We start from the raw sequence: 15980 nt of genomic DNA, 5'->3' as shown, positions 1-15980 counted from the left end.
CGCGGGCGCCGTTCATCACGGCGTCGAACTTGGCGCCTTCGTCGATAAGGCGACCGATCAGTCCGCCGAGCCGGTCGTTGCCGGCCTCGACGTGCTGCAGGGTTTGCAGGATCGACGCCTCCATGCCGGACAGCGTCGCCGGATCGCTGCTCTCCCGTGTCTTGCGCAGATCGTCGCCGACCTTGCCGATCTCGGACAGCAGCGGCCTGAGCCGGGACGCGGCTCCGGTCATCTGATCGGCCGTGACCTTCATTTCATGAGCGATCACCACGAAGGCGCGGCCCTTGGCGCCGAGATGGCCGGCGCGGAGGCCGGCGTTCATCCCGATCAGCGAGATGTCGACCACCGAGTCGGACAGGTTGGCGATGGCGTCTCGGAATCGTTCCAGCGTGTTCTCGACCACGCTCAGGGCTTCGTCGATCGAGCGGCCGCCGTCTTCGCACATCCCGATCAGGCTGGACGCCTGCGCCAGGGTCTGTCTCACCTGGAACAGAAACGACGACGAGCCGCCCTCGCGGCCGCCGTGCAGCGAACGGCCCTTTTCGACCAGCGTTGCCACCTCGGCCAGAATCGTTGACAGCGCGCGGACGACGTCACCGATATCGCTGTTGAACTCCTGCTGCGCGTCGCGCAGTTGCACCGCTTCGAGATGGACCAGAAGCTGCGGCAGCGCGCCGGCCTCGCCGATTTCCGGCACCAGGCTCGGCTCCGGAACGGCGGCGCGCCGCAGTCCTTCGCAGACGTGCTCGAGCCGCTGCCGGGTGCTGTCGCCGGCCTGCAGCGACACGATCGATCGCCCGACCACTTCGCTGATCGTCCGGGCGCTGCTGCCGGCCAGTTCGGCGACGCCGACGCTGTCGTTGCGCTGCCGGCCGAGATCGGCGAACGCCGTCATCAGGGCGGTCCCGGAGGCGCCGAGCTGCGGCCGGTTGCGGCGTTCGAATTCGCTCTGGCGGCCCCAGGTGGTTTCCACCGCGGCTGCCAGCAATTGCTGATCCCGGACGCAGGCCTCGATCGAGGCCTGGACCGCCTTGCCGAGTTCATAGGCCTCCCGCGTGAACGCGATGAAGCCCTCGCGGTCGCCCTCCAGCGAGGCGGATTCGATCCGCGCGCTGCGGGCGATGGTGGTGATCATCTCGACGTGCTTGAGGAGCTGCTTCAGCAGCGAGCCGGCCTCGGCGACGTTGCGGCGGAGCTGGTCGAGCAGCGCGCTTTCGGCCGGCAGCGCGTCGGCGAGGCTGTTCAGCCGGCCGGCGATGTCGCGCAGCGCGCCGGACGCGCCTTCGATCTGGGCCGACGACAATTCGCGGGCGAGATCGGCGAGGGCTTCGTTGAGCCCCTGGAAGATGCCGTGGCCTTCGCCGAGCTGACCGCCGACCTGGGCGAAGGTGGCCTCGATCCGCGACGCGACCAGTTCGATCGACGCGACGGCGTCGGCAATCGGATGTTTCAACGACGACACGACGCGATCAATCCGCTGCGACCGGTTGCCTGGCCTGCTGCCAGGCCATGATCTCGCGCGGGATCTGGGTCAGCGACACCACCTTCTCGACCGCCCCGCAGGCGATCGCTTCCTTCGGCATGCCGAACACCACGCAGCTCTCTTCGTCCTGGGCGCAGGTGGCGGCGCCGAGCTTGCGCATTTCAAGGAGGCCGCGGGCGCCGTCGTCGCCCATGCCGGTCATGATGATGCCGAGCGCGTTGGCGCCGGCATATTGCGCGGCCGATCGAAACAGCACGTCCGCCGACGGGCGATGCCGCGACACCGGCGGGCCGTCCTTGATGGCGATCTGATAGCGCAGGCCGCTGCGCACCAGCAGCATGTGCCGGGCGCCGGGCGCGATATAGGCCCAGCCCGGCAGCACCGGATCGCCGTCCTCGGCTTCCTTGACGTTGATCCGGCAGCCGGCGTTGAGACGCTTGGCGAACGCCGCGGTGAAGCCCTGCGGCATGTGCTGAACGATCAGGATGCCCGGACAGTTCGGCGGCAGCACTTCGAGCACGTCGTACAGCGCCTCGGTGCCGCCGGTCGACACGCCGATGCACACGATCCGCTCGGTGGTCGGGCGCGAGCGTCCGGCGACCGGCGGCGGGATGATGGCGTCGGCGGTCAGCTTCTGCTCGATCACCTTGCGGGCCGCGCGCGGGCGGACCCGGGCGCGGGCGGCGGACTTGATCGCCTCGCGCAGCCGGCCGGAACTCTCCATCAGCGCCTGCCGGGTATCGACCCGCGGCTTCGGCACGATGTCGACGGCGCCGGCCTCGAACGCCTCGAACATCAGGTCCGAGCCCTCCGGCGTCAGCGACGAGCAGATCACCACCGGGATCGGATGCTGCGCCATGATCTTGCGCAGGAAGGTGATGCCGTCCATCCGCGGCATCTCGATGTCGAGCAGGATGACGTCGGGCAGTTCGTTCTGCAGCCGCTTGGCCGCCACGAACGGATCGGACGCGGTGGCGATCACCTCGATCTCGGGGTCTTCGCCGAGGATGGTGCCGAGCACCTGTCGCACCGAGGCGGAGTCGTCGACGATCAGGACCCGGACCTTCTGCTTCGCCATCTGATGCGCTCCGATCATCCCTACAGCTTAAAGACGGTTGGTTGAACCTGCCTTAACTTCGGCAGGGCGCTGTGGATCATAGATTCGGAGTGGCCGACCAGCAGGTAGCCGCCCGGCCGCAGATGCGAGCACAACTGCTCCACCACTTTGCGCTGGGTGTCGCGATCGAAATAGATCAGCACGTTGCGGCAGAAGATCACGTCGACGTCGCGGTCCACCGGATAGGACGCGTCCATCAGGTTCATGCGGGTGAAGTTGGTCAGCCGCCGCAGCTCCGGCACCACCCGCACCTCGCCGCGGCTGCGGTCGCGCGAGGTCAGGAAGTAACGGCCGACGAACGGCGCCGGCACCGGCGCGATCGCCTCGCGGTTGTAGATCGCCGACTTGGCGAGGCGCAGCACGGCGGTCGAGATGTCGGTGCCGAGAATCCGGAACTGGAACCGCGACCCGGACTGCACCATGTCGTCCAGCACCATCGCGGTGGTGTAGGCTTCCATGCCGGTCGAGCAGGCGGCGCTCCAGATCTTCAGATCGTTGGACTTGCGGTCGGGCAGCTTCAGCAGCTCCGGCACCGCCACCGTTCTGAGAAAATCGAAATGCTGCGGCTCGCGAAAGAAGTCGGTCTTGTTGGTGGTGACGACGTCGATCAGATGGGTGAGCTCGTCGTCGAGGATCTGCCTGTCGAACAGGTGATCGACGTATTCGGTCACTCCGGAGAAATTCAGCGCCCGGACGCGCTTGTGCAGCCGTCCTTCCAGCATCACGCGCTTGGCGCTCGGCATCTTGATGCCGACCTGGCCTTCGATCAGCTCGGCGATCGAACGGAATTGCCTGTCCGTTAGCTGGCGGCTGGACGGCTGGCGATTGGCATGGACCATGGGGATACTCGTCGTTCGGGCCCGTCGGACCGCGTCACGCACTCTACGCCGGCCCCGCCGCGGTGTTTCGCGACGGACCGGCGTCCGTGAAGGCGAACGCCGGTCGCCGGCGTTCGCTGGTTTTGCAGGGGGCGCGGATTCGTCCCGCGCGCTCAGCGCTGGAAGTCGGCGTCGCGATCGTCCTCGCCGTCGCCGAGCGCGAAGGCGAAGCCGCCGCCGCCCGCCGCCTTGAGCTGGCGCTGCGGCTTGGCAGGTGCCGGCCGCTTGGCGCCGCGATCGACCGAGGCCATCTGGGAGGCCTTGGCACGGAGCTGGCCGACCGCCTTGTCGAGCGGCGCGGCATGCGGGTTCGACGCCCCCTCCTCGATACGGAAGAACGCGATGGTCGACTGCAACTGCTCGGCCTGCGAGGCGAGTTCTTCCGAGGTCGAAGAGACCTGCTCGGAGGCGCTGGCGTTCTGCTGACCGACCTTGTCGAGCTGCTGGATCGCCTGGTTGACCTGCGACGATCCGACGTCCTGCTCACGGCAGGCCGACGAAATCTCCTGCACCAGCTCGGCGGTCCGCTTGATGTCGGGCACCAGCTTGGCGAGCATCTCGCCGGCTTCCTGCGCGACCTTCACGGTCTCGCCGGACAGTTCGCCGATTTCCGTCGCCGACGCCTGGCTGCGTTCGGCGAGCTTGCGGACCTCGGAGGCGACCACCGCAAAGCCCTTGCCGTGTTCGCCGGCGCGGGCCGCCTCGACCGCGGCGTTGAGCGCCAGAAGGTCGGTCTGCCGTGCGATTTCCTGCACGATGGTGATCTTCTCGGCGATCGTCTGCATCGCCTGCACGGCGCGGCCGACGGCGGTCCCGCTGGCTTCGGCGTCCTTGGCGGATTGTGCGGCGATCTTCTCGGTCTGGCCGGCGTTCTCGGCGTTCTGCTTGATGTTGGCCGCCATCTCTTCCATCGACGAGGAAGCTTCCTCGGCCGACGACGCCTGCTCGGTGGCGCCCTGCGAGAGCTGCTCGGCGCTGGCCGACAGTTCCTGGCTGCCGGCGGAGACGTTCTGCGCGGCGGTGAGCGCTTCCGACACGATCTGCCGCAGCTTGTGGATCATCTGCTCCAGCGCGATGCCGAGGGTGTCCTTGTCGGACAGGCGCTTGGCGTCGGCGGTGAGATTGCCCTTGGCGATCTCGTTGGCGACCGCCGCCGTGGCGTTGAGGTTGGCGGTCATCGCGTTCAGCGACTTCACCAGATCGCCGACTTCGTCGTCGCTGGCAATGTCGATCTTCTGGCTGAGATCGCCGATCGCCACCGCGTCCGCGAGGCCGACCGCGCGGGACAGTCCGCGGCTGATGTTGAGCGCGATCCAGATCGCCGAGCCAACGGCGGCAAGCAGCGATGCGATCACGATGCTGATCAGCAGGAGCTTGGCGCTGGCGGCCTCCGCCGCGGACCGAGCAGCGTCCTCTGCCATCAGTTTCTTGTTAGCAGTCATGTACTCACTGGACGCCGCGATGGCAGCCGTAGCCGCAGCCTTGCCTTCAGTGGCAGCAAGCGCGGCAGCACGGATGTTGCCCCCCTCCCTAACAATATCAGACACCCGTCCGAACACCTTCAGCAGCCGCTCGGTCTGCGAGGCAATCGCCCCCGACGACGACAGTCCAGCGGCGGTCAGCGCGGTTCCGCCCTGCTGGGTGGCCGTTCGCAGCCGCTCGATCTGATCGCCCATCACCTTGATAGTCGCATTCAGGTGTTCCAGGCTTGAGGCGGAGAACGAAAGCGCCATGTCCTTCTGGAGCGCTTCGCTCTCGGCGCGGATGGTCTGCACGGCGAGCAGCGCGTTTGTGCGTTCGATCGAGAGAGGCATCTTGCTGACCTCGGCCGCAACGCCCGCAATGGTCTCGTTCCAATCTTTCAGGGTCGACACACCTTCGGTCGCCCAAAGTTGGGCGCCGCGGTTGTTCGAGTTCATGGTGCCAAACTTGATAATCGCGTCTTCAGTGGCGTTCATCTTCTCGTAGGCCGAAGCGAATTTTTCGAGCAACCGCTTGCCCAATTCGTTCGTAGCCGCATAGATCTCATCACGAGTACGGCTGGTGTCTTTGCGAAGCTGCTGGATCTCGTCGGCCACCTTCTGCAGCTCGACCTCGTTTGAGGCGATGACTATGTCGCGTTCGGCGCGGGTTTGGAGCAGGATGTAGTTCTGCAATTCACCGGCCTTGTCGAGGCGGCCAGCGCGCTGCACGAGCACATCAGCGCTTTCTGCCAGTTGCGTCAGCTTGACGTAAGAGATTCCACCGGTGACGGCGGACAGCAGGATCACGACGCCGAAGGCGCCGGCCAGCTTTGCTTTGACAGTCAGTCTCATTTCGAGATTCCTTAGGGTCGAAGGTTTGGGTCTAACTCACGCAACAACAGGTTCGGATCGGGCGGTTCAGGCCGCCAACTCGTTGGATGGGACGGCGCCGGTCGAGACCTCGGTCCCGGCCATCAGGCGCGCCAGATCGAAGATGATGACGAAGCGATCGCCCTTGCGGCCGATTCCGGCGATGTAGTCCGACTTCCATTTGCCGCCGACGTCGGGCACCTGCTCCAGCGAGCTCTCCTCGATGTCGGTGACCTCGTAGACGCAGTCGGCGACGAAGCCGACGCCGACGATTCGGTCCGCGACCGGCACGTCGAGAATGATGATGCGGGTCGCCTCGGTGGCGGGCACCGCCGGCAGATCGAGCTTCAGCCGCAGATCGAGAATCGGATAGCCGGTGCCGCGCACGTCGATCATGCCGAGCATGAACTCCGGGGCGTGCGGCAGCCGGGAGATCGGCCGCATGTCGAGAATTTCCCGCACGTTGCGGATCGCCATGCCGAACGTCTCGCCGGCGAGCCCGAGCGTCAGATATTGCGCCGTTTCGGCCATGTCTTCCTCACTTCAGCGTAGGTTGGCGGCAGGCACTGCCGGATGTCGGACCGGGGACGCTCAATTCAGGATCCGTTCCATGTTGGGGACGACGACGAACTCGTCGCGCCATTTGGTGATGAAGCGGATGTATTCCGGCTTCCAATGCATGCCGACGCGCGGAGTCTGCTGGACATCGGTGCGGGAGATCTCGGTGACCTCGTAGACCTTGTCGGCGCTGACCCCGACCAGCACCGGATCGCCGTCGATCCGGACCTCGACCACGACGATCCGCGTATCGACGGTTTCGCGTCCCGCCGGCATCCCGAAGCGGATCCGCAGATCGGCGAAGGGAATGACGTTGCCGCGGACGTTGATCACGCTCGGGACGAACGCCTTGGCGCCCGCCACCTTGGTGGCCGGAATTGGATCGATGATCTCGCGGACCAGACCGGCATCGAGCGCGAACTTCTCCTCGCCGAGCCCGATCATCACCACCTGCATCGCGCCGCCGCCGTCAGTCGTGTCTTGAACCCGATCGCTGCTCATCAGGCTGCCTCGCTCATCTGTTTTTCCGCTTGCGCCTGGGCGAGGCCGACGAGCTGCACCACGTCGAGGATCAACGCGGCGGTCCCGTCGCCGAGGATGGTGGCGCCCGAGAACGTCGTGACGTTGGAGTGCAGCTTCGACAGCGACTTGATCACGGTCTGGTGGTTGCCGATGATCTGATCGGCCACCAGGCCGACGCGGGTCTCGCCGGTCGAAATGATGATCGTCTTCTGGTGCTGGTCCGGCTCGCCGTCGGCATCGAAGATGTCGCGCAGCCGCAGGAACGGCACGAGGTTGCCGCGGACGTTGAGGAAGTTGCGGCTGCGCGAGCGCTCGTCCTCAGCGGTGAGTTCGACGCATTCTTCCACCGCCGACAGCGGAATGATGTAGCGGCCGCCGCCGACCCGGATCAGCAGGCCCTCGATGATCGCCAGCGTCAGCGGCAGGCGCAGCGTGACGGTCGCGCCCTCGCCGGGCACGGTGGACAGCTCGATCGAGCCGCGCATGTTCTCGATGGTGCGCTTGACCACGTCCATGCCGACGCCGCGGCCGGACAGCGCCGAGATCGTCTGCGCGGTCGAGAAGCCGGGGTGGAACAAAAACTGATGGATCTCCTGGTCGGACGCCGAAGCGCCCGGCGCGATCAGCCCCTGTTCTTCGGCCTTGGCGCGGATCCTGGCGGTGTTCAGCCCGCCGCCATTGTCCTTCACGGTGACCAGCACCTGGGCGCCGCAATGCTGTGCCGCCAGCTCGATGCGGCCCTGTTCGGGCTTGCCGGCGGCGATGCGCGCGGACGGCGGCTCGATGCCGTGGTCGATGGCGTTGCGGATCAGGTGAACCAAAGGATCGGCGAGGCACTCGATCATCGTCTTGTCGAGTTCGGTGTCCTCGCCGACGGTGATGAATTCCACCGGCTTGCCGAGGTCGCGCGACAGATCGTGCACCAGGCGCCGGAAGCGGCCGAACAGCGAACCGATCGGCACCATCCGGGCGCCCATGGTGGTGTCGCGCAGGCTGGAGGCGAGGCGTTCGATCTCTTCGGCGATCAGCTTGATTGCAAGGTCGCTGCCGGACTCGGCCAATTGGGAGAGGCGGGCCTGGGCGATCACCAGTTCGCCGACCCGGTCCATCAGCTCGTCGAGTCGCTCGGCCTGAACCCGGACCGTGGCGATGCCACGGTCTTCGGCGCGGCGCGGCTCGCCGCTGCGGCGCTCGGCGGAAGCCGCGGCTGCCGCCGCCGGTGGCGCGGGAGTCGTCTCCTCCACACTCTGCGGCGGCTCGGGCGGCAGGATCGAAACGTCGGGCAGCTCCAGCATCGGCACCGGCTGCGGAGCCTCGCCCTCGAACAGCGGCTCGAGGGAGAGCTGCATCTCGTCCTGGACGAACATGAAGACGTCGTCGATCGCGGCCTTGTCGCAATCCGAATGCAGCGAGACGTCCCATTTCAGGTAGCAATCCTCGGGTACCAGTTCGTCGAGGAACGGGATGCCGTCGGTCAGCGGCGTCGCGAAGCAGGAGCCGAGCTTGGCGAGGTCGTCGAGCAGGTCGAGCGGGTTGGATCCGTTGCGCAGGATCTGGGAGTCGAATTCGAAGCGGAGGCGCCAGCCGACCCGGCGGCGTTCCGGGGCCGGCGCGTCCATGGTCTCGGTGGTCGACACGAACCGGCTGAGGTCGGCCAGGATCGCCTCGCCGATGATCGCGTCGGTGTCGTCAGGAGTCTCGATCAGCGCGCGGATGAAGTCCTTGGCGGCGAGCGCCACCGAGACCAGATCCAGCGTCGGCCTGATCTCGCCCTTGCGGACCCGTTCGAACGCGGTCTCGAATTCGTGGGTGAAGCTGGCGACCTTGTCGAACCCGAACATCGCGCCCGATCCCTTGATCGTGTGCAGGGCGCGAAACGCGGAGTCGACCAGTTCGCGGTCGTCGGGGTTTTGGCCGAGATCGAGCAGCGCCGTTTCCAGCACCTCGAACAGTTCGGCCGCTTCCTGGCGGAAGACTGCTGCCGGATCGATCGTGGTCATGACCGCACCAGCTTGCTCACCACCGCGAGCAGTTGCTCCGGTTTGAACGGCTTGGTGATCCAGCCGGTGGCGCCGCAGCTCTTGGCTTCCTGCTTGACCGCGTCGTTGGACTCGGTGGTCAGGAACACGATCGGCAGGCCGACCAGGTTGGGCTGCTTGCGCAGCGCCTTGATCAGTTCGAGCCCGTTCATCACCGGCATGTTGAGGTCGGTGATGACGAGATCGACCTTGGTGGCCTGGGCCTTCGACAGGCCCTGGGCGCCGTCGCCGGCCTCGACCACGCTGTGGCCGGCCGGCTCGAGCGTCACCTTGATCATCTGGCGGATGCTCGGGGAATCGTCGACGGTGAGGATCGTGGCCATTACGAGCCACCTTTCTTTTGCGGGAAATGCTTGTCGATCATCGCGTCGCCGGCGAAGCCGGCGCGCTGCAGGGTGTCGCGGAGGACGTCGGAGAGCTCGGTGAGCACCACCGGGCGGCCCTGGGCCTCGCCGGTCTTGGCGGTCGACAGCAGGAGCTGGATCGAGGTGAGATCGGCTCTGTTCACTTTTGAACAGTCGATCTCCAGCGGACCTTGGCGGCCGAGCGCGTCCTGGATGATCTCGTGGATGCTTCGGATGGAAGAAATACTACAGTCGGAAGGGAGCCGAAGCGCGGCTCCCGCTTCGGTGGGATCTAACGTCATTGCAGTCCCCAGTCGCGAGGCGACTGACCGTCGCGGCGCGATTACTTTGTCGATACGGGAAAGCCTGACGGCCAATTATTAAAATAGTGTACTACACGCCGCTAAACTGCATCAGCGCAAACCCCTCGGCGGCCGACACATAGCTCGAAGCCACGGATACGGTAAATTAGGCGGCAATACCCGATCTGGTGATTAGATCAAAAGATACAGCTAAGTGTGACGCTTAGTTCGGGCTTAAGAGGTACCTTATAGGCTGAATTGCAGCGCATTGCATTTGTGGTTGTATAATAATGCTAATTCAAGCACTGGTTGTAGACGATAGCCGGTCGGCCTTGGAGTATTTGACACGAACGATCGAGGCAGACGGGCAGGTCCACGTGATTGCCTTTACCGATCCGCTACAGGCGCTGGCATCGGCTCGCAACCTCGATATCGACATCGTCTTCGCCGACTACGAGATGCCGAACATGGACGGCATCAGCCTGATCCGGCGGCTGCGGTCGTTGCCGAAGTTCTCCGATATCCCGATCGTGATGATCACCTCGGTCGAGAGCGACGAGGTTCGCCTGCGCGCCCTCGACGCCGGCGCCACCGACTTCCTGCCGAAACAGCCGAAGAGCCTGGAGACCCAGGTCCGGCTGCGCAACATGATCCGGCTCGGTCTCGCCGTGCGCAAACTGAACGACCGCGCCGCCCTGTTGGCGAGCGAAGTCGCGCGCGCCACCCACGAGTTGCAGGAGCGCGAGGAGGAGATCATCCTGCGGCTCGCGCTATCGGTCGAGTATCGCGACAACGACACCGGCGATCATACGCTGCGGGTCGCCAAATACAGCCGGATGATCGCCGAAGGTCTGGGACTGCCGGACCGGCTGTGCCGCGACATCTATCTGGCGGCGCCGCTGCACGATGTCGGCAAGGTGGCGACGCCCGACCATATCCTGCTCAAGCCCGGGCGGCTGACGCCGGACGAGATCGCGATGATGCAGACCCACACCACGGTCGGCGGCTCGATCCTGGCCGGCAGCCGCTGCGAACTCATTCAACTCGCCGCCGACATCGCCATCGCCCACCACGAGCGATGGGACGGCACCGGCTATCCGAACCGGCTGAAGGGCGAGGCGATTCCGGTCGCGGCACGGATCGTCGCGGTGGCCGACGTGTTCGACGCGCTCGCGACCAAGCGGCCGTACAAGGAGGCGATGCCGCTGCCGGTGGCGCGCAAGCACCTCGAGGACGGCCGCGGCCAGCACTTCGATCCGGCCTGTGTCGATGCCTTCCTGGCCCGATGGGACCAGGTCGTGGCGATCGCGACGGATCGAGTTCTGGGCTCCCGGCAGGACGCCGCGCCGCTGCAGCCGCAACTCCAATCGGAAGCCGCGCGGTCCGCGGTCACGGCGCCGAGCGCCTGACGGATCGCCGCGGAGCCGGCCTCACAGGCACGGCGTCACGGCCGGGATCGCCACCCCGGTCCAGACGGTGGCCGCCAACGCAGCGACGGTCGATCCGATCGCCGCCCGCCGCAGAAAGCCGAAGGTCCGGTCGGCGGAGCGGTGCCTCAAATGCACGCAATAGATCAGCAGCACGATCAGCGCTGCCAGATGCACCAGCCAGACCACGAGCAGAACCAGCCGCACCGGCGTCATTCCGGCGATCACTTCGCTTTGCCATCCGGCGACGCAGCCGAGCGACAGCGCCGCATACAGCAGGGTGAAGGCGGACGCCCAGATCACGAAGCCGGCGGGGATCAGGAGCAGCGGGAGCCGAGGCTTCATCGCACCGTTCCCATCACCAGCGGCAGCCCGAACACCAGCAGCAGCGCTGCAGCGCCGAGCGCAACGGTGTAGCTCGTCCAGATCGCCCCGAGTCTGAGATCGATCCGGCGGACCGGGGAGACGAAGCCGGCGCGGCTGCGCCAGATGCCGAAGCCGGCGAACACCAGCCCGATCGCCGCGTGCAGGCCGGCATACAGCAGCATCACCAGCACCACCGCCGCATAAGCGTGCCGCGTCGGATCTGGCGTCACCAGGACGATCGCCGCGACACCGATCAGCGCGACGATGTGGCCCGACGCTGCGACCGCCAGCAGCGCTTCCCGCCACGGCGCGCGGGCGACGACCCTCCGCATCGCCGCCACATTGGCGGCCAGCAGCGCAATGGCCAGACCGGCCGCGGTCAGCGCGGCGCCGTGCGGCGACCATTGCAGCCACTCGGGCGGCGGCCAGTTCGGCGCCACGACCCACAGGAACAGCAGCCCGAAGCCGAGCGACGCAAACGCGGTCGCATCGGCGGCGAGCGCCAGCCAGATCGCCCACAGCGACGGCGGCGACGCGGCTTCGCTGTGCAGCACCGCAGACTCGCCGTTGCCGATCGGCAGCGCGCCGCGATCCTGGCGTTCGCCGGAGTCCGGGGTCCACATCAGCGCCGCCGCCGCCACAGCGACCAACGCGATCAGCGCCAGGACGTAGAGCTTGAACAGCACCGCGACGAAGAACAGGCCGGTGATCACCGCCGTCACCAGCGGAATGAAAGTGCGGTTCGGCAGCCGGACGATCTGTTCGACCCGGCCGGTCACGGCCTCGACGCCGAGCGTTTCCAGCCATTGGTGACGGACGAAGCCGAGATAGCCGGCGCCGGCGGCGAGCCGGTTGCCGAGATCGGGTCGGTCGGCGAGCGGAGCGCGCGAGGCGATCTGCGGCAGCGACGCGAAATTGTAGCTCGGCGGCGGCGTCGCGGTGGCCCATTCCAGGGTGCCGGCGCCCCAGCGGTTGCGGTCGCAGCGCTTGCCGTGCCGCCAGTGCATCAGGACGTCGATGGCGAACAATGCGAAGCCGATCGCCATGGTGAAGCTGCCGATCGACGACAGCAGGTTCGGCCATTCCCATCCGGTCTCGGGCCCGTATCCGGTGATCCGGCGCGGCATGCCGAGCAGCCCGGTCCAGTGCATCACCAGGAAGGTGAGATTGAAGCCGATCATGATCAGCCAGAACGCGGCGGTGCCGAGGCTGTGGCGCGGTACGCGGCCGGTGAAATGCGGCAGCCAGTAATACGCCGCCGCCAGCATCGGAAACACGAAGCCGCCGACCAGCACGTAGTGCAGATGCGCGACCACGAAATGGGTGTCGTGCGCCTGCCAGTTGAACGGCACGATCGCCAGCATCACGCCGGTCAGTCCGCCGATCACGAACACCGAGAAGAAGCCGAGCAGGTACAGCATCGGCAGTTTGAGCTGCGGCCGCCCCGCCGCCAGGGTGCCGATCCAGGCGAAGATCTGCACCGCGGTCGGCACCGCCACCGCCGTACTGGCCGACGAGAAGAACGCCAGAGCGAGGTGCGGAATTCCGACCGTGAACATGTGGTGCACCCACAGCCCGAAGCTGAGGAACGCCAGCGCCACCACGCTGACCACGATCCAGCCGTAGCCGAGGATCTCGCGCCGGGCGAGCGTCGGCAGGATGGTCGAGACCATGCCGGCGGCCGGAAGGAAGATAATGTAGACTTCGGGATGGCCGAACAGCCAGAACAGGTGCTGCCACAGCAGCGAGTCGCCGCCGCGCGTCGGGTCGAAGAACGGCAGCGAGAACGCCCGCTCCAGTTCGAGCAGGACCGAGCCGAGGATCAGCGGCGGGAAGCCGAACAGCATCATGAAGGCGGTGACCAGCAGATACCAGGCGAGCAGCGGCATCTTGTCGATCGACATGCCGGGCGCGCGGGTCTTCAGCACCGTGGCGATGATCTCGATCGCCGCCGAGATCGCCGACACTTCGACGAAGGTGACGCCGATCAGCCAGATGTCGGCGTTGATGCCGGGGCTGTAGGTCTTCGAGGTCAGCGGCGTGTACATGAACCAGCCGCCGTCCGGCGCCAGCCCGAACGCCAGCGCGATCAGCAGGATCGACCCGCCGAACAGGTAGCACCAATAGCCGTAGGCGCCGAGCCGGGGAAACGCCATGTCGCGGGCGCCGAGCAGCTTCGGCAGAAGATAGATCGCAAAGCCCTCGAACATCGGGATCGCGAACAGGAACATCATCACCGTGCCGTGCATGGTGAAGATCTGGTTGTAGATCTCCGGCCCGAGGAAGGCGCTGCGCGGCGTCGCGAGCTGGGCCCGAATCAGCATCGCCAGTACGCCGCCGATGCCGAAGAACACGAATGCGGTCAGGATGAAGCGGCGGCCGACGACGTTGTGGTTCACCGCCGACAGCCGCGCCCAGCCGGGCGGCGTGCCCCATACGGCTTCCAGCCGCTTGTGCAGCCGGATCGCGCTGACCGGCGGATGGCGGGTATCCTGGGTGTCTGTCGTCATGGCCGGTCCCGCGGCAGCTCGCGCAGCCGGTCCTCGTAGCTGTCGTCGGAATGCGCCTCGACCCGGAAGTCCATCGCGGTATGGCCGCCGCCGCAGAATTCGGCGCAGACGCCGCGATACACGCCGGGCCGATCGGCGCTCAGCCGGATCACGTTGATGTGCCCTGGAATGGCGTCGATCTTGCCGCCGAGCCGCGGAATCCAGAAGCCGTGGATCACGTCGGCACTGCCGACGTGAAGATCGACCGGCCGCCCCGCCGGCAGATGCAGTTCATTGACCGACATCCGGGGGCCGCCGGCTGCGGCCGGATAACGAAAATTCCATTGCCACTGCCGGGCCTCGACCTCGATCCGCGTCACCTCGGCGGCGCGCGGATGCGCCAGCAGCCGCTCGCCGGTCAGCAGCCCGTAAGCGAGCAGCGGCGTCAGGACCAGCGCCGGCAGAACCAGTCCGCCGCCGGCGAGCCACAGCTTCGGCCGCGGCGACGACGGGTGGGCGTTCGCCCGGAGGAACGTCCACAGCAGCAGCGTCATCACCAGACCGAACAGCGCAATCGATCCGGCGAGCATCGCCCACCACAGCTCCGCGATCGCGGCCGCCGATGGGCCGGCGGGATCGAGCGTCGACAGCGGCCCGCTGCACCCGGCCAGCGGCATCGTGACGACGGCCGCGATGCAACCGGCCCGGCCTCGCCGCATTACCGAGCGAAGAGGTGCGCAATGCCGAAGACCGTCATCGAGGAAATCAACGAATACGACACCAGTTCGGTGGTGGCGTTCGCCGGCCATCCGGTCCACGCGATGCTGGTGTCGTTTCCGATCGCGCTGGTGATCTCCACGCTGGGCTGCGACGTGTTCTATTGGTGGAGCGCCGATCCGTTCTGGGCGCGCGCCGGACTGTGGGCGAGCGGCTTCGCGTTCTGGTTCGGCGTCGCCGCCAGCATCGCCGGGACGGCGGAGCTGCTGCTGGTCGAGGGCATCCGCCAGCGCACGACGAGCTGGACCCATGCGGTCGCCGGGGTGACGCTGGTGTCGATCGCCGGCGCCAATTGGGGGTGGCGGCTGGTGCAGGACGACCCGGTGCTGCCGGTCGGGCTGATGATCTCCGCCCTCGGCACCGTGTTCGTCGGCCTGGCCGGATGGCATGGCGGCAAGCTGGTGTTCGATCACGGCGTCGGCTTGATGGTCTCGACCAAGGAGTGAAGCCCGCCCGGCCGGGTCATCCAGTCCGGCAGGTTCAGCGGCGCCAGCACCGGCTTGGCCAGCACCAGCGTCAGGATACCGGCGATGGTGCACAGGGTCGCGGCCGTCATGGTCCAGCGCCGCCAGGCGGCATAGTGCCCCTCGGGTCCGAACAGGTTGAGGATCTGGTGACCGCTGCGGACATGGATCACCACCAGGACGCCGACCACCACCAGCTTCAGCATCATCCAGGTGGTGAAGACATCGCGCATGAACAGCAGCACGGTGCCCGCCACCACCGCCACGAACGCCGCCGGCGAGGTGATCTTGATGAACAGCGTCCGGGTCAGCCGGTGCAGTTCGGCCGCTTCGGCATCCGCCAGCCGGCTGCGGTGGACGAACAGGCCGGGCAGCGCCAGCAGCCCCGCGCACCACACCATCAGCGCCAGGATATGAACGAGTTTCAGCCACGCGATCATCGGACCGGTTCATTGGCGGCGATCGGCCGGTCGAGCCGGCGCCCGAGCAGCACCAGCGCCACCGCCAGGTAGGGCAGCGCGCCCGGAACCCACATCACCAGGCCGGCGAGCTGCTGGTCCTGAAGCGCAGACAGCCCCCAAGCCGTCGTCACCCCCAGATGGGCATCGTACAGCGGCGCACGGGCGAAAGTGATCACCGCGCCCAGCATGCCCATCTGCACCACCGACCCCAGCAAAACCGCCAAACTCCGCCCAATCGCCCCGGCCGGGGCGAGAACGGCGAGCCATAGCGCGACCGCGCTGCCGAGCAGGCTCAGTTCCATCGCCCAGAACACAGCCGGATCGGCGAGCGCCGCCGCATAAGGTGCGGGCGCGTGCCATAGCCACAGCAGCACGGTGTGCACCATGAACATCGCCGAGCCGGCGCGCGTGAGTGCGGAG

General features: G+C 66.8%; 16 protein-coding genes. 2 read left to right on the top strand and 14 right to left on the bottom strand.

Annotated elements, in window-relative coordinates:
- From DU475_RS19055 to DU475_RS19015, 9 genes are all read right to left on the bottom strand, one after another.
- The coding region (locus tag DU475_RS19055) for a methyl-accepting chemotaxis protein (protein ID WP_164633016.1) at nt 1-1462 on the bottom strand (1462 nt) is incomplete at its 3' end.
- Between the two features lie 7 nt (nt 1463-1469).
- Complete coding sequence (locus DU475_RS19050) at nt 1470-2561, bottom strand: protein-glutamate methylesterase/protein-glutamine glutaminase (RefSeq protein ID WP_164633015.1); 1092 nt, start codon at nt 2559-2561, stop codon at nt 1470-1472.
- Nucleotides 2562-2581: 20 nt separating this feature from the next.
- Nucleotides 2582-3439 (bottom strand): CheR family methyltransferase, encoded by an 858-nt coding sequence (locus DU475_RS19045; RefSeq protein WP_164633014.1) that lies wholly within the window; start codon nt 3437-3439, stop codon nt 2582-2584.
- A gap of 152 nt (nt 3440-3591) precedes the next feature.
- Nucleotides 3592-5793: a HAMP domain-containing methyl-accepting chemotaxis protein gene (locus DU475_RS19040; RefSeq protein ID WP_164633013.1), complete on the bottom strand. Its 2202-nt coding sequence runs from the start codon at nt 5791-5793 to the stop codon at nt 3592-3594.
- 66 nt (nt 5794-5859) lie between these two features.
- Nucleotides 5860-6342, bottom strand: coding sequence for a chemotaxis protein CheW (locus DU475_RS19035; protein WP_164633012.1), 483 nt, complete (start codon nt 6340-6342; stop codon nt 5860-5862).
- 60 nt (nt 6343-6402) lie between these two features.
- A complete protein-coding gene (locus tag DU475_RS19030) occupies nt 6403-6870 on the bottom strand; it encodes a chemotaxis protein CheW (protein ID WP_164633011.1) in 468 nt (155 codons plus the stop codon).
- Complete coding sequence (locus DU475_RS19025) at nt 6870-8891, bottom strand: chemotaxis protein CheA (protein WP_164633010.1); 2022 nt, start codon at nt 8889-8891, stop codon at nt 6870-6872. Before DU475_RS19025 ends, DU475_RS19030 begins: the two co-directional genes overlap by 1 nt.
- Nucleotides 8888-9253 (bottom strand): response regulator, encoded by a 366-nt coding sequence (locus tag DU475_RS19020; RefSeq protein ID WP_164633009.1) that lies wholly within the window; start codon nt 9251-9253, stop codon nt 8888-8890. Before DU475_RS19020 ends, DU475_RS19025 begins: the two co-directional genes overlap by 4 nt.
- Nucleotides 9253-9576 carry an STAS domain-containing protein gene (locus DU475_RS19015; protein WP_164633008.1) on the bottom strand — a complete coding sequence of 108 codons (324 nt, stop codon included), beginning with the start codon at nt 9574-9576 and terminating at the stop codon, nt 9253-9255. Before DU475_RS19015 ends, DU475_RS19020 begins: the two co-directional genes overlap by 1 nt.
- A 290-nt stretch (nt 9577-9866) precedes the next feature.
- Between DU475_RS19015 and DU475_RS19010 the strand changes: the two genes are divergently transcribed.
- Nucleotides 9867-10985, top strand: coding sequence for an HD-GYP domain-containing protein (locus DU475_RS19010; protein WP_164633007.1), 1119 nt, complete (start codon nt 9867-9869; stop codon nt 10983-10985).
- Nucleotides 10986-11006: 21 nt separating this feature from the next.
- Here DU475_RS19010 and DU475_RS19005 read toward each other — a convergent pair whose 3' ends face one another.
- Genes DU475_RS19005 through coxB form a run of 3 tightly spaced genes read right to left on the bottom strand, consistent with a single transcriptional unit; the run spans nt 11007 to nt 14577 of the window.
- Nucleotides 11007-11348, bottom strand: coding sequence for a hypothetical protein (locus DU475_RS19005; RefSeq protein ID WP_164633006.1), 342 nt, complete (start codon nt 11346-11348; stop codon nt 11007-11009).
- Nucleotides 11345-13879 carry a cytochrome c oxidase subunit I gene (gene ctaD, locus DU475_RS19000; protein WP_164633005.1) on the bottom strand — a complete coding sequence of 845 codons (2535 nt, stop codon included), beginning with the start codon at nt 13877-13879 and terminating at the stop codon, nt 11345-11347. Before ctaD ends, DU475_RS19005 begins: the two co-directional genes overlap by 4 nt.
- Nucleotides 13876-14577, bottom strand: a complete 702-nt coding sequence (gene coxB / locus DU475_RS18995; protein WP_142883843.1) for a cytochrome c oxidase subunit II — start codon at nt 14575-14577, stop codon at nt 13876-13878. The genes ctaD and coxB overlap by 4 nt, the downstream gene beginning before the upstream one ends.
- Before the next feature lie 21 nt (nt 14578-14598).
- On the opposite strand from coxB, the gene DU475_RS18990 reads away from it, so the two are divergent.
- Nucleotides 14599-15081 (top strand): DUF2231 domain-containing protein, encoded by a 483-nt coding sequence (locus DU475_RS18990; protein ID WP_013500360.1) that lies wholly within the window; start codon nt 14599-14601, stop codon nt 15079-15081.
- Here the strand turns inward: DU475_RS18990 and DU475_RS18985 are convergent.
- Both DU475_RS18985 and DU475_RS18980 read right to left on the bottom strand, forming a co-directional pair.
- Complete coding sequence (locus DU475_RS18985; protein WP_047308144.1) at nt 15045-15539, bottom strand: CopD family protein; 495 nt, start codon at nt 15537-15539, stop codon at nt 15045-15047. The genes DU475_RS18990 and DU475_RS18985 overlap by 37 nt on opposite strands.
- On the bottom strand, nt 15536-15980 hold a 445-nt coding region (locus DU475_RS18980), incomplete at its 5' end, for a cytochrome c oxidase assembly protein (protein WP_164633004.1). The genes DU475_RS18985 and DU475_RS18980, both read right to left, overlap by 4 nt.

Origin of the sequence: Rhodopseudomonas sp. WA056, assembly GCF_010906995.1 — a bacterium.
In the GTDB taxonomy this organism is placed as follows: Bacteria; Pseudomonadota; Alphaproteobacteria; order Rhizobiales; family Xanthobacteraceae; genus Rhodopseudomonas; species Rhodopseudomonas palustris_G.
The sequence above is the reverse complement of the archived record's forward strand: the minus strand, read 5'-3'. Positions and strand labels throughout refer to the sequence as shown.

Coding starts and splice junctions, on each gene's coding strand:
- DU475_RS19050 (WP_164633015.1), bottom strand. CDS start 2,561: ATGGCGAAGCAGAAGGTCCGGGTCCTGATCGTCGACGACTCCGCCTCG.
- DU475_RS19045 (WP_164633014.1), bottom strand. CDS start 3,439: ATGGTCCATGCCAATCGCCAGCCGTCCAGCCGCCAGCTAACGGACAGG.
- DU475_RS19040 (WP_164633013.1), bottom strand. CDS start 5,793: ATGAGACTGACTGTCAAAGCAAAGCTGGCCGGCGCCTTCGGCGTCGTG.
- DU475_RS19035 (WP_164633012.1), bottom strand. CDS start 6,342: ATGGCCGAAACGGCGCAATATCTGACGCTCGGGCTCGCCGGCGAGACG.
- DU475_RS19030 (WP_164633011.1), bottom strand. CDS start 6,870: ATGAGCAGCGATCGGGTTCAAGACACGACTGACGGCGGCGGCGCGATG.
- DU475_RS19025 (WP_164633010.1), bottom strand. CDS start 8,891: ATGACCACGATCGATCCGGCAGCAGTCTTCCGCCAGGAAGCGGCCGAA.
- DU475_RS19020 (WP_164633009.1), bottom strand. CDS start 9,253: ATGGCCACGATCCTCACCGTCGACGATTCCCCGAGCATCCGCCAGATG.
- DU475_RS19015 (WP_164633008.1), bottom strand. CDS start 9,576: ATGACGTTAGATCCCACCGAAGCGGGAGCCGCGCTTCGGCTCCCTTCC.
- DU475_RS19010 (WP_164633007.1), top strand. CDS start 9,867: ATGCTAATTCAAGCACTGGTTGTAGACGATAGCCGGTCGGCCTTGGAG.
- DU475_RS19005 (WP_164633006.1), bottom strand. CDS start 11,348: ATGAAGCCTCGGCTCCCGCTGCTCCTGATCCCCGCCGGCTTCGTGATC.
- ctaD (WP_164633005.1), bottom strand. CDS start 13,879: ATGACGACAGACACCCAGGATACCCGCCATCCGCCGGTCAGCGCGATC.
- coxB (WP_142883843.1), bottom strand. CDS start 14,577: ATGCGGCGAGGCCGGGCCGGTTGCATCGCGGCCGTCGTCACGATGCCG.
- DU475_RS18990 (WP_013500360.1), top strand. CDS start 14,599: ATGCCGAAGACCGTCATCGAGGAAATCAACGAATACGACACCAGTTCG.
- DU475_RS18985 (WP_047308144.1), bottom strand. CDS start 15,539: ATGATCGCGTGGCTGAAACTCGTTCATATCCTGGCGCTGATGGTGTGG.